This is a genomic window from Methanobacterium aggregans, assembly GCF_017874455.1.
Taxonomy (GTDB): Archaea; Methanobacteriota; Methanobacteria; order Methanobacteriales; family Methanobacteriaceae; genus Methanobacterium_C; species Methanobacterium_C aggregans.
In genome coordinates this window covers 72,285-85,532 of record NZ_JAGGLN010000006.1, presented here as the reverse complement: position 1 = coordinate 85,532, position 13,248 = coordinate 72,285, and the positions used below count along the sequence as shown (strand labels likewise).

Genomic DNA, 13,248 nt, shown 5'->3' with positions numbered 1-13,248 from the left:
AAATAATGGGAGCAATAAAATAAAAAAACAGTTAAGTTAAGGAACTTGAAATTAAGAAGAAGTTGAAATTAGAAAAGATTAAAAATTAAAAAATTGATTTTAATGTAATTATATCCCATTTAAAAGTTTTATATCCTCCAAATAGATTTCCATTGCAGTCCGGATAAATTCGCTACGATTGGAAGATTTTTGGTTAACAAATTCAATTAAATCATTTTCAAGGTTTAGACCTAACTGATGGTTTTTCAGTTTATTTTCACATATCTTGGATTTGAAGTTTCGTAACCTGTATTCATTTAGCTTCACATATCTTATTGAATTTTTAACAATACCATTGTAATTTAAATTATTTTCTGATTTAGATATGAGTTTATCCATGGATTCTACAAGATCTTCACAGACCATTAGGCTCATAAGTACCTTAGTTCCATTTGAAGTTTTTCCCTTCGAGGAATTTAACTTCTTCAAATTTTTAAGATCATCCTTTAAACCTTCAATGAATTGAATTTCTTCATCCTTCAAAGGTTTTTGTGCCTCTTGAAAGTATCTATGAAATGTTAAACAGATCTCAGAATGTTTTCTTTTGCCAATTAAATAAGGATTGATATCCCTTAAAAGATCGTAAGCTTCACCATAGTTTAAATCCCATTTAATAGAGTTTCTTGCTTGATAAATATGGCCAATATCATAGATTTCTTGTAAAAATAAAGCCAATTCTTCGTTTTGTACGTTTAAACTGATGTTGAGCCAATAATCATTATTATTATTCTTTATATTGAGTTTGGCCTTGGAATCAAAAAATCCTATGAAGTAATTGGTTATCCACTCATCCACGTAACTCAGATCAATACCCTTCTCGAATTTGGAACTTTTAAGTTTTTTTGCAACTTCGAGACGATAATTTTTCTCTTTCGAATCAATTCTAGAGCCTTTTCTAGCTTTGATATGTTCTCCATACTCAATTAGTAATCTTGCCTGATCCCTGGTACTTATTAAATATGGGTACACATTTTTTAAGAATTCACAGGCTAAATCTCCATATAAATGTAAACGGCAATTAGGGGTTGAAATAATACTAGAATCCATATTTATAATGTTTTTAATGGCCACTAAATAGTCATGATACCCATTTATGTAAAGTATCATACTGCTTTGGGGTTGGAGAAATACACCTCCACTGGACTCATAAACCCCTGCAAGGTAAGCTAATAAATTTTCATCTAATGCTGCAGAATTATATGCATTATTTTCTTCATACATGTCAATCACATGATTTTAAGCTGTTCTAAGATTTAAGTGTTTATATAAAACTTTTAAAAAATAACCTTTACTATTAAATGCTTAAGGATAAATCTAAATAAAAGATATCAAAATGAATTTTAAATGAAAAATTAGAATAAAGGTTTAAAAATGGAAAAGGAAGTTCATATTCCTAAATATCTGATAACATCTTCCTTTAAGGCGGATCTTTGAATCTGAAGTAGTGACTGTTCCTTCAATATCTCTGTGAATTCCTCTGTTAAACCCTTCAAAACCCTTTCCCAGAGCAGATAATAATCATGGTTTATGTTAACATTTTTAACGCCTGTAAACTCACTCATGCCCTGTTTAAGGAGATAGGGGTTTAGGGTTGAGATAACCTCCTCTAAGGTTCTTTGTAAAAAAACTTCATCGATTTTTATGTAACAGGAGTCTGTGTTGTGCTTGGATATCTCTGTCATCCTGTCTCTTAGAACCTTCCTTGCCTTGGAAGTCAGTTCTTCAATATGTTCCTCAGATTTTTTAAATAGTTCATCAACATCTTCTGTTGTTATTATGTCCCTTTTAAATAGACATTCTGAGTTGTAATGTGTTAGAATTGGATTTTCACGGTAGTTTTCCACAAGGTAAAGCAGGGTTGATATTGGTAAGAGTGAAAGTTTTACTCCACCACTGATTTCATTGAACTCTGGGATCAACTGGATAACGTCTTGGTTGAAGTCAGGTGCTACAACAACCATGTACTTCACGTAGTCCCTGTAAACTCCCATTAACTGTTCCTTGCACATGTCTATGCACTGATTCTTTAGATTGGACACAAAATTTGGATTTCTATGGGTACCGTAACTCCCAGAATCAGCAGGTTTACAATTTACAACAACTATGTAAGGTTTTGGTGCGTTAGTTCCAATCAAAAGAAGGTCCCATCCCTCATTACGTCGATTGAATACTGTTTCATATTCAAGTAACTGGAAGCATTCATCCACCAGGGTTTTAAATACCTTTTCAGCTGTTTCATGATATTTTTCCCGTGCCAGAGCATCGTTCTTGCAAGAAATTTCTAGAATATCTTCTCTGATATTTTTTAGGGAATCTTCAATGTTTCTTCCAGATGATTTTACAATTCCATCTTCCTTTCTTCGTTTTTCCACAATTTCCTGTACTGCTTCCAGTCTTTGGCCTGAGATGAAATTGGGTTGAGTTAGGGTTGGATCTAACTTTTCTTCATAGATAAGTTCTGCAATAACTGCAGGGTAATGTTTACAAAAGGGAGATCTGCCATGTTTCACACGGTAAATGTACTCTGGACATTTACCATCACATATATATGAAAAATCTTCAGTTCCAAAGTTGTAAAGCTTCAACTTATGATTTCCAACTGTGGCTGTTACTAATTCATCATCGTAGGATTCTATGTTAACAACCTTTCTTAGAACGTAATCTTCTGAATCTTTGATTTTAGACACTAATCTTTGTTCAGATAATTCTTCAACAGTAGCTTTAAGCTTTGGAAGAGATATTTTAAGGTTCTTTGCTGCAAATTTGATTAATTCGTTGTGTTTATATTTAGAGTAACCCTTAAGCCCATTGACCTTGCATATCTCTTTAAGTTCTTTCATTGTAATTGTTTTTAGCAGATCCTGCTTTTCACTTGAAGACATAACAGATTGTATGAGAATAACTGCATAAAAAGGTTTTAGTTAGCTTAAAAGTTAGTTGAATTAATAGTTACAGTGCACAATGTTTAAATAAATAAGAAAAAGAGAATATTTAGTTAAAATATAAAAAAAGGGATGTTTTGGGAGTTAAATCGTTTCTTTGAACCTGTTGTATCTGTCAACTGCCTTAAATTCAACTCCAGTGCCCAGAGCTTCGAAGTGTCTTTTACCACACTTTATTTTATCAGCTTCAGTCTGTCTCAGGGATTCGTAACTCGTATTTCCCTTGGTTTCAAGAACGAAGTACAACTTCCTTTCACCATCATTTTCAAAGAGTACTGCCCAATCTGGATTGTAGTTTCCAAGGGGAGTTGGTATCTTGAACCATCCAGGAAGTTTAGTGTAAAGTTCAACCTCTGGATCCTTTTCAAGCCTATCTGCAAAGGTTGCTTCACCTTCAGAGTCATATATCACATGATCGTAGATGGAACGCTCACTTTCAAGCATGTTCTTGGATAAATATCCGAATAACTCTGTGTTCTCGAAGAGTTCCTGTGCGTAGTACTCATTGTCCCCTATTCTGGTGTACTTGATGCCATCAACTATCATGTGTTTCATCTGAGCTGAGATGATCTTCAAAGCTGCATTCATGTACTCCTGTGGATTCTTCTTGAACTGATCAAGGGTCTCACTTTTAATAAGGACATCAACAATTGTTTTACGGGTTAAATCAGTTTCATTTTGTAGAAATGTTACAATATCAGGTAGATCAGGTTTTTCCTCATCAGCATACACAGTGCTGTGCTGAGTTTCCTCGGTTCCAATACCTTTACCTTTTATATCAATTAGGGCTGCACTGTAAATTAACTTTGGAGGTCTAACATCAATTTCCTTCATGGCCTTTGAACATTCCTGAATGAATTCTTCAGTGCTGAAATCAACTGAGTATGTGGTTTTGTATTTTATTTTGTCCCAAAATTCCTTGAAATCAGGGTTGAGGTAAACCTTCTTGTTGAGCTTAACTTCCCTTTTGTCTGCGTTGTTTTTGATGTTGAGTTTTGCAGTGACTTTTTTGGCTGCAGCAGCTATCTTCTTTTTAACCTGCATAAACTTCTCTTTTTCAGGGACTTCAAGAATGTTGTTTTTCAGTGCAACCCTCAATTCATCTGTAACCTTTCCCTTGGAGTTGATGTAACCCTTCTCCTGGAAGAAATCGAATAATTCCTTAGAAGCGTCCATACCAAGGGGTTTGTTATTGTAAGTAATGTTTGCGAATGTGTGTTCTTGTATAACTCCAAATTTGATGTTCTGATCCTCTTCAATCTCCTTCTGCAGGGATTTAGCAAAATCTTCATAGCTTTCGTTGGCCATAACCGTTAGAGTGTTGGTCTGAAAACCTTTTATTCTCTCTCCTTCCTGATTAACACAAAGTCTCAATCCTCTCCCAATTTCCTGACGCTTTTTAACTGAGGATTTCGTTTCATTCAAGGTACATATCTGGAAGACGTTTGGATTGTCCCAACCTTCACGAAGGGCAGAGTGAGAAAATATGAATTTTAACTTACTATCAAAGCTTAGAAGTTTTTCTTTATCCTTCATTATGAGGCTGTAAGTATCATCATCCGCTAAAGTGTTTCCACGTGTATCTTTAAATTTCTTTTTCTTATCCTGGGCAAAATAACCATCATGAACATCTTCAGCAGCTGTTTCAATATCAACTTCCTTGTAAAGGGTGCTGTACTTTGGCTTTTTGATGAGTTTTTTGTACTCCTCCTCAAAGATCTCAGCATATATTCCCTTTTGAGGATTCCCTTCCTCATCGTAGTAGCGGTAATTTGCAACCCTGTCAATGAAGAACAGACTCAATACTTTGATTCCTCTACGTTTTAAGAGTAATTCCTTATTTAAATGTTCTTCTATGGTCTTTCGTATCTGCTGACGTTTAATTACAAGGTCATCGATGTCTCCAATGGCTTTGCCTATACGCAGGATATCTGGTTTGTTTGTGAAATCAACATACTCATTACCTTCCTCACAGTAGATCTCACCAACGATGTACCCTTCATAGATATCACGGTTTCCAAGCTTTTTAGATGCTAAATCATCTCCCTGACGCACTGTTACAGTTTTACGTTTGACATTCCCATTTTTGTAGGTGTCCAATTCAATTTTTGCAGTTATTGGAGATTTCTTGTTATCAACTGATACAAGTTTCAAGTAAGCTTTGTTATGATAATCAACTGATTCAAAGGATGCAACTTCAATCTGTTTTACAAGCTCCAGTTCATATGCATCCACTGCATCAAGTTTATAAACTGGATTATGTTTTTCCACATGAGTAGCTGAGTACTGCAGCGTGCACAGAGGATTGAGTGATCTGATAGCTTCCTGGGCTTTCTGGGTGCTTGTTGCAGATTGGGGTTCATCAATGATGACAATAGGATTGGTTTCCTGGATGAGCTCAATGGGTCTCATTCCATTTAATTTATCATTTTCCCTGTGGATTATGTTCGCTTTACTTTCCTTTTCACGGTCTGTGAAACTTTTACGAAAGGCATCGATGTTTATGATCATTATCTGAATGTTGCTGTTTACAGCGAAGTTTCGAACCTGCTCCAGTTTCTGGCTGTCGTAGATAAAGTAATCATAAATAACATTGTCGTATAATCCTTTGAAGTGTTCCTCTGTCATCTGAAGGGACTTGTAAACTCCTTCCTTGATTGCTATGCTTGGAACAACAATTATGAACTTGGTGAATCCATAGCTCTTGTTAAGTTCTAAGATCGTCTTCAGGTAGACGTAGGTTTTACCTGTTCCTGTTTCCATTTCAACGTCAAAATCCATGTTATGATGGCCCAAATTCTTTGTTTGGGGTAAACCATTTCTAAGCTGGACTTTATGGAGATTCTCAAGGATATCCTCTTCAATCAATTCCAATCTATTCCCAATACCTTGACCTGAATCATATAATCCTACCTGTTTACCATAGCTTAAAACTGTGAAGTTAGATTGCATGGATCTCTGACCTTCAAAAAGATCAACCACAGATGCCACAGCTGCATCTTGGTATTTTAGATTAGGGTTAAATTTAAACTTCATTTTTTAACTCCTTAGATGGTCACGAATTCTTCAATTCCATTTGTTTTAAGGGTTTCTTTGAAGTTGGTTTTATCACTGTCACTTAAAAATCCATTATCCTTAAAAACAACCCTCATAATTTCAGGGGATAAATCTTCTTTCAGTTTAATTATTTCATTTACCATATCTGAAGTTATTTTATCCTCAAGACAAATCAAAAGAGCTCCTAAACCAATTGAATAAACCTTTTTATCTTGAACTGTGAACTCCTCAATTGGAAGAGTTAGATCAATACCATACTTCAACATGATTTCATAGACTAGATCAAGTTCACTGCGACCTGGAACTAGATTTTCAACACTATCTAAAAGAGTTTGCTCAAGGTTTTCATAATCCGGATCCCACTTTTGGAGATTAGAACTATCCAATTTGAAGACTTTAAAACCAATATCTAAGTTTGAAGCCTTTTTACCATCAAAAGACGTTTGAGTGTCCTTTTTAAGTTCAAAAACTATTTTATCGCCGGCTCTCCTAATACGTTCCTTACCAATTTCACAGATATTTTTATAACCTGCTTTGTAAGCTTCATCTTTTTCACTAGTGGGCTCAGGAAGTTGAACCATTATAAATTTACGATTACCATTATCTTCAGCATTGAGATCCATTACTGAATGAGCGGTTGTTGCAGAGCCTGAAAAGAAATCTAATATAATGTCATTACTATTTGTACCGATAACCAACATTTTTTTTAGATATTCTAAAGGCTTAGGAAAAGTAAAAATATGTTTACCATCAAAAATAGATTTTACTAAATTTGTGGCATTTTGATTATTCCCCACATCAGTATGTTTCCATAATGACTGAGGTACAATACCATCTGGAACTTCTGAAAGAAACCTTTTTATACGGGGCACATTACCTCCATCTTTACCAAACCATATTCTATTGTCATCAATTAATTCTTGAACTTTTTTCTCAGAGTATCTCCAACATCTCCCTTCAGGAGGATAAGCAAGTTCATTGTTTGGTTTCTTAATTCCAAATACATATTTAGAACTAAATGTAGTTGCTAACATTGTACCCGATGACCAAATACCTCTTTCATCATTATCAGGATTTTTATATCCTTTATTATGTTCCTCAGAGCGAGGCAATAAATTTCTTGAAAACTTATTTTTATTTTTCGCGTAACATAATGCATATTCATGACTTGTAGAAATGTATTTATTATCATTTTTTGGAGCAAAATTTTTCTCCCATATTATAGTAGATACAAAATTCTCTTCGCCGAAAATTTCATTGCATAATTTCTTAAGATTATCCTCTTCATTATCGTCTATGCTAACAAACATAACCCCATCATTTGTCAGTAAATTTCTAGCAAGTCTTAAACGAGGATACATCATATTAAGCCAATTAGTATGGTACCTCCCATGAGTATCACTATTTGTACTAGTCTTGTTTCCTTCACTGTCAACCTGTTTTGTTAATTCTAAATAATTCTGCAAGTTGTCATTGTAATTATCTTTATAAACAAAATCTTTACCTGTATTGTAAGGTGGATCTATATAAATCATCTTTATTTTACCATAATAACTCTTCTGAAGAAGTTTTAGAACTTCCAAGTTGTCCCCCTCAATATAAAGATTTTCAGTATTATTCCAATTCTTACTTTCCTCTTTACATGGGCGGAGTGTGCCTGTTGAAGGGGTCTGAGCCAAGCGAAGAGATGCAGATTTACCCTTCCAAGTAAAGTTGTAACGCTCTTTATCTTCCTCAGGGTATTCTCCTAAAACTTCCTTCAGCTTCTCAAAGTCAATTTTGTCTTCTGTCACGATCTCTGGGAATAGTTCCTTGAGTTTGGACACGTTTCCAGATAATATGTCCAGACTTTCGCCGTTTAATTTAGTTTCTTGCATTTCTGATTCCTCTATAGCTTTTAAATCAAGTTTCCTACAATTTTAATTAATAATAAGCATAAATCTAATTCAATTTATCAGTTAATTCTTTTTTCTGATCTTCCAATTCTTTAACTTTTATATTCATTTCAAGTCTTCGGTTAAATTGTGTTTCCTTCCCCATTCGACTTTTTATAGCTTCAATTTCAGTATCCAATGATGTTAAATCATCATAAAGTGATTTTACTTCATCTGCATCATCAGCTACAGGTTCTCCAATGAGTTTTGAAACATTGTATTTGATCAATGCATCTACAATATCCTTGTAAAAGGTGTAAAAGTTGGTGAAGCTCAAATTTTTGATATTTAAATTTTCAAACAGTTTTTCATCAGCTTCATCTGGATCATCCAGATTTATCCAGTCTGTGAATATCAACTCTTCAAGGGCGTTTTTGTTGTTATTTGAAAGGTTCAGCCTCTGATGAGCCGTGAAAAGTTGTATTTGATTTCCATATTGAAAAATAATAACCATTGGATATGGTATGGCTCGCATCACTATTTCAGCTATGCGTTTGGTTTTATTGGGAATTTTAAGTCCTATCTTTAAAATTTCCACTTCACTGTACTCTCGAATATCATCTTTAAATGGTTTTATGTTGATGGTTTCATTTTTTAAGCAGTATTCCCATTTTATTTTATCAATGGATTGGATGAAAAGGTCCCTGTCGGATCTGTTCAGTTTGGCGTTTTCATAGAAGAATTTTTTGAATACAGTGTTTCCAAGTTCACATTTGACTGGAATATCCGTAATTTCAGATAGCTTTGACATTTATTCACCCTCTTGTCATTGATAAAAGGAATAAAAAAGTTAAAAACTCATCTCATTATCAAAAAGGTCACAAGCTCAAATTCTTCAAGTCCTGAGAAGTTATTCTTCACCATGGCAGTACCTCCCTTGTTGAAGAGGCTTGCAACTCTTGCTTCTTCTTTTTTACCTAAAATGTTTTCTATGGATGATTCGAGTAGATCTGAGTATTTGCTCATATCACGTCCATCATAGGTTTCCTCGTTGAATTCCTGGACAAGTTCCACTAAAACATCCCTTTCTCCCAGGCAGAGCTTTTTGTAGTAATCTAATATCTTTTTAACGTGTAAGTAACTTAGTTGTACTGTTCCATCATCTGAAACGTAAACCATGTAATGTGGGAATAGTGGGTTCTGATCCTTGGTTTGTTCAAAGCCCTTCACCTGTTTTAAGGTAAATATAACACCTGGTTTTACTGTATCTCTAAGTTCATTAGGTATCTCGACAATTGCATATATACCGTTGGGTGCTTCGTCCAGTTCCTTACGATGGTGTTTCATGTACTCCATGAGATCTATCTTGAAGTCGTTGAATGTAAGGTCTGTTATGGATATTCCACCTGAAATCTCTTCTAAGTCAATGACCTCATCTTTGAGTCGCATCAGCTGTTTTTTACGATACTTCAGGTCGTTCATTTTTTTGGTTTCATTTTCTTCAATGATGTTCTCTTCACCAGTGGCTGATACATCCACCATGACCATACGGTTTTCAACTCTCTCTTTGAGATTTATGTACTCATCCAGTTCCATGTTTGGCCAGAAGTTTAAAAGCTGTATTTCATTGTTTTTGGATCCGATTCTGTCTATTCTTCCAAAACGTTGAATTATACGCACTGGATTCCAGTGGATGTCGTAGTTGATAAGATAGTCACAATCCTGGAGGTTTTGACCCTCAGAGATACAGTCAGTTCCAATGAGTATGTCAATTTCCTCTGTGACGTTACTGTTTATTTTAGCTCGTTCCTTTGAGATTGGTGAGAAGTTCGTGAGAATGTTGTTTAGATCTGTTGCTCCTACACCATCCATAGTGGTTTTGTTGGTATCAGAGCCTGTAACAAGTGCAGAGTGTAAATGATGTTTCTGCATTGCCCATCCAGATAGGTTCTCATAGAGGTAATTAGCGGTGTCTGCAAAGGCTGTAAATATCACAATTTTCTTATTATTATCATTTATTGGATTGTTGATCTTACGTTCAATGATTTTCTTCAGATCTTGAAGTTTGGAGTCTCTTTCTGGTGTTATCTCTTCTGCTTCTTCAAGAAGGGATGAGAGTTTATCTTTATCTGCTTTTAAGTCCTGTTTCCATTTGATAAGATCCATATCCTTAAAGAGAACCCTCTTAGTTCTACCAAACATCATGTCATCGTACTCATCCCCATCTGGATCAATGAGGGAAATATCGATGTTTGGATCGTAGTTTATATCGTCGTTTTCTATCTTCCAGATTAGAGCATTGATCTTCTCAAGTAAGGTGCTTATGGTGAGTTTAAAGGAATGAATTGAGCTTTCTAAACGTTTTAACATGTTGATACGCATTAAAACTACGATCTGTCTTTCACGGTCACTCTGTTTAAATATTGAGAATCCTTCACCCACTGCTTCATCGTATTTTTCACTGTAGGCTTCCCTTTTATCTGGTAAAAGGTAAAGCATTGGAGAATAAATCCCAAGATTAAGCCTTTTAATGGAGTTATTAACCTCTTTAATTGGTGGGAACTCATTCAAAGCATCAATATCTGAGTATTGGTTGATTGGTGTTTTGCGAGTTGGGAAGGTTCCTATCTCATCAAGGTCGTAGTACTTCTCGATGTGTTTCCTTGAACGGGCAATCGTTAGGGTATCCAGCAGTTTGAAATAGTCAAGATCCATCATGTCAACGAATTTTTCACCTGTTCTATCCTCATCTAGAAGTTTTGACCATTCATTGAACACCATCTGTGCTTTTCTTAAAATCTGATCGACACTGTTCAATCCAACACCAGAAAATGCATTATCATTATCTTCAGTTATAAAAGCTATTTGATTCTTTATATCATTCATACGGTTGTTTACAGGTGTTGCTGATAACATTAAGACCTTTGTTTTAACTCCAGCCTTAATAACTTCATTCAACAACCTTTCGTATCTGGTGGTTCTATCCTTAACAGCAGGGTTGTTTCTGAAGTTATGGGATTCATCTATAACGATTAAATCGTAGTTGGACCAGTTGATAGTTTTCAGGTTGATTTCTCCAGAGTTTCCACCTGTTCTACTTAGATCTGTATGATTCAAAACATCATAGTTGAATCTGTCGTTTATGAAGAGATTTCTCTTATCGTTTTGCGTATATATTGTCCAATTTTCCCTTAGTTTCTTTGGAACTAAAACAAGCACCCTGTCGTTTCTAAGCTCATAGTACTTAATAACAGCTAGTGCTGTGAATGTTTTACCCAGACCAACACTATCTGCAAGAATACAACCATTGTGCTTTTCCATTTTATCTATTACACCAATAGTAGCATCCTTCTGGAATCTGTAGAGCTTATTCCATATTTGAGTTTCCTTAAAACCTGTACGCGTCTTTACAATGTTCTCTTCACTTAATTCATCAAGGTAATCATGGAATATGTTGTATATTGTGACAAAATAGATGAATTCTCCAGGGTTTTCCTTGTACATCACCTGCATTTGTTCTAGAACTTTTTCCTTAACATCCATGAGGAGTGTTTCATCTTCCCACAGATCGTTGAAGTTCTGAAGGTATTGGAAGGTTTCTTCATTTCCGTACATACATGTATTCAGATCAGGACGGTTAGATGGAGTTATTCCAAGCCCATCCGTTGTGAAATCAACACTTCCATGGATAAAAACATTTTCATCAGGATTTTCCATGTAGATCATACGGGGCTGTGCAATATTGGATTTTTTGAATGATTTAATTTCTGCCTTTTTTTTAAGCCACTCCGCACATCCTTTAGCTATATGACCCTGTTTCAGTTCGTTACGAAGTTTTAATTCAAACTCATTCCCTAAGATGTCCTTCTCATTGTTTTTATCAATGTAGTACTCTCTGTATTGCTCATTGTCCCTTTCTACAAATGTGGGCTTTGTGAAAATAAAGCGCATATCCTCAATTTTATCGAGTTCATTGCGTAACTCGTAGTATGCGTACATGGTGAAGTAAGCAGAGATTACAGAAAGTTTAGACCCCTTTTTAAGATTTTCCTGTAATTCCTCATACACAGTTCCATTTTTCTTGTTGTCAATCATTTTTGGCGGTCTCAAATTATCAACCATCCATTTCTTAGTACCCTTAAGAGAAATAAAATCATTAGATAATGATTATCAAATGATAAGATAATAAGAGTATTATGTTGATATTATATATATCTTTAAAAAACATTCAAGTCGAAAGGGTTATTATCCAAAAGTCATGGGACACACGCATAACAAAATACTGTTGGTATAATTAAACAACGAAAAATAAAAGTCAAAACACTTTTACAGTAATATATCAAAAGGATAACATATATTATTAAAACCATAATAAGGGGGAAATAATATGGAAATAAAAGGCGTTTCGCATCCAATACCAACAGAATATGCAGAAAGAATCTATAACAATGGAAAAACTGTATTTGTGAGTAAATCCCATCTTGGAAAGGTTGAAAAGGGAGATAAATTCATAATCTATGAATCCCACGGAGCAAAAGCATACACTGGCTGGGCAGATATCATATCCATTCAGAAGATGAAAACTGCAGCCATCACACGGAAGTACAAAAATCAGCTCATGATAACAGCTGAAGAACTCAAAAAATACGCTAAAAATCGAACTGAAATGAATGTTATTGAGTTTGAAAACTTCCAGAAATTCAAAAAACCAGTGACACCTAAACGCTTCGTTGCTGTTTCAGGTAAGTACCTCTACGAAGACGAGTTCAAGATGATTGAGAAGAATAAAGGATGATCTGGTGTTATAAATGAACATCACTAAATGTCTCAATGAATGGAATGCAACAGTTGAAGCTCTGGGACAGGGAAAACAAACTATTTTAATACGTAACTATGGAACAAACGTTCCAGAATTTCTTTTATACCCAACTGTAAGTTACGCCAACAAGGACAACTTCCTTGACAGCTTCAAAAAGGATTTTAAAGGGTTTGCAAAGGAGAATAGCCTCCCAAAAACTGATGGTAAAAACAAGGAGGTTAAGTACTTTGCAAAGGTTGAGGAAATAATCGAAAAATCCTCCCAGAGAATAGGAACCCTGAAACCCTACCATATCTGGACCAATGAACATGTTAAATCCTACTTAAAAAAGAACAAAGCTTATATCTGGATTTTAAGGGTTTATGAACTTGAAAACCCAGTGATGTCCCAAACCAACGGTGGAATCAAGTATGCCAACCTTAAAGAGGAGGTCCCTCTTGATGGAATAAAACCTGTTATCAATGATAAAGACTTCAATAAATTACTAAAAGACATTAAAAGTAAAATATAAAAGGGG

Annotated in this window: 8 protein-coding genes; 2 read left to right on the top strand and 6 right to left on the bottom strand. The window is 34.9% G+C overall.

Annotated elements, in window-relative coordinates; genetic code table 11:
* Window positions 1-108 precede the first annotated feature (108 nt).
* The 6 genes from J2756_RS09775 to J2756_RS09750 all read right to left on the bottom strand — a co-directional run bounded on the left by J2756_RS09775 (window position 109) and on the right by J2756_RS09750 (window position 12,022).
* Window positions 109-1,260 (bottom strand): hypothetical protein, encoded by a 1,152-nt coding sequence (locus J2756_RS09775; RefSeq protein WP_209585156.1) that lies wholly within the window; start codon window positions 1,258-1,260, stop codon window positions 109-111.
* A gap of 164 nt (window positions 1,261-1,424) precedes the next feature.
* On the bottom strand, window positions 1,425-2,879 hold the full coding sequence (locus tag J2756_RS09770) for a hypothetical protein (RefSeq protein WP_209585154.1): 1,455 nt from the start codon (window positions 2,877-2,879) through the stop codon (window positions 1,425-1,427).
* Between the two features lie 186 nt (window positions 2,880-3,065).
* Window positions 3,066-6,017 carry a type III restriction-modification system endonuclease gene (locus tag J2756_RS09765; protein ID WP_209585152.1) on the bottom strand — a complete coding sequence of 984 codons (2,952 nt, stop codon included), beginning with the start codon at window positions 6,015-6,017 and terminating at the stop codon, window positions 3,066-3,068.
* Window positions 6,018-6,028: 11 nt separating this feature from the next.
* The gene (locus tag J2756_RS09760) at window positions 6,029-7,915 is read right to left on the bottom strand and encodes a site-specific DNA-methyltransferase (RefSeq protein WP_209585150.1); all 1,887 of its coding nucleotides are present in this window, start codon (window positions 7,913-7,915) and stop codon (window positions 6,029-6,031) included.
* Window positions 7,916-7,979: 64 nt separating this feature from the next.
* Entirely contained in the window at window positions 7,980-8,723 is a 744-nt protein-coding gene (locus tag J2756_RS09755; RefSeq protein ID WP_209585148.1) for a DUF4391 domain-containing protein, read from the bottom strand.
* Window positions 8,724-8,770: 47 nt separating this feature from the next.
* Window positions 8,771-12,022: a helicase-related protein gene (locus tag J2756_RS09750; protein WP_209585146.1), complete on the bottom strand. Its 3,252-nt coding sequence runs from the start codon at window positions 12,020-12,022 to the stop codon at window positions 8,771-8,773.
* 277 nt (window positions 12,023-12,299) lie between these two features.
* On the opposite strand from J2756_RS09750, the gene J2756_RS09745 reads away from it, so the two are divergent.
* Together J2756_RS09745 and J2756_RS09740 are read left to right on the top strand one after the other, a co-directional pair.
* Entirely contained in the window at window positions 12,300-12,707 is a 408-nt protein-coding gene (locus J2756_RS09745; protein WP_209585144.1) for a DUF365 domain-containing protein, read from the top strand.
* 13 nt (window positions 12,708-12,720) lie between these two features.
* Window positions 12,721-13,242 (top strand): DUF1802 family protein, encoded by a 522-nt coding sequence (locus J2756_RS09740; RefSeq protein ID WP_209585142.1) that lies wholly within the window; start codon window positions 12,721-12,723, stop codon window positions 13,240-13,242.
* Window positions 13,243-13,248: the final 6 nt, after the last annotated feature.

Excerpts from the sequence above, each read along its gene's own strand:
- J2756_RS09740 (WP_209585142.1), top strand. The coding sequence starts at position 12,721 with ATGAACATCACTAAATGTCTCAATGAATGGAATGCAACAGTTGAAGCT.
- J2756_RS09775 (WP_209585156.1), bottom strand. The coding sequence starts at position 1,260 with ATGTATGAAGAAAATAATGCATATAATTCTGCAGCATTAGATGAAAAT.
- J2756_RS09770 (WP_209585154.1), bottom strand. The coding sequence starts at position 2,879 with ATGAAAGAACTTAAAGAGATATGCAAGGTCAATGGGCTTAAGGGTTAC.
- J2756_RS09765 (WP_209585152.1), bottom strand. The coding sequence starts at position 6,017 with ATGAAGTTTAAATTTAACCCTAATCTAAAATACCAAGATGCAGCTGTG.
- J2756_RS09760 (WP_209585150.1), bottom strand. The coding sequence starts at position 7,915 with ATGCAAGAAACTAAATTAAACGGCGAAAGTCTGGACATATTATCTGGA.
- J2756_RS09755 (WP_209585148.1), bottom strand. The coding sequence starts at position 8,723 with ATGTCAAAGCTATCTGAAATTACGGATATTCCAGTCAAATGTGAACTT.
- J2756_RS09745 (WP_209585144.1), top strand. The coding sequence starts at position 12,300 with ATGGAAATAAAAGGCGTTTCGCATCCAATACCAACAGAATATGCAGAA.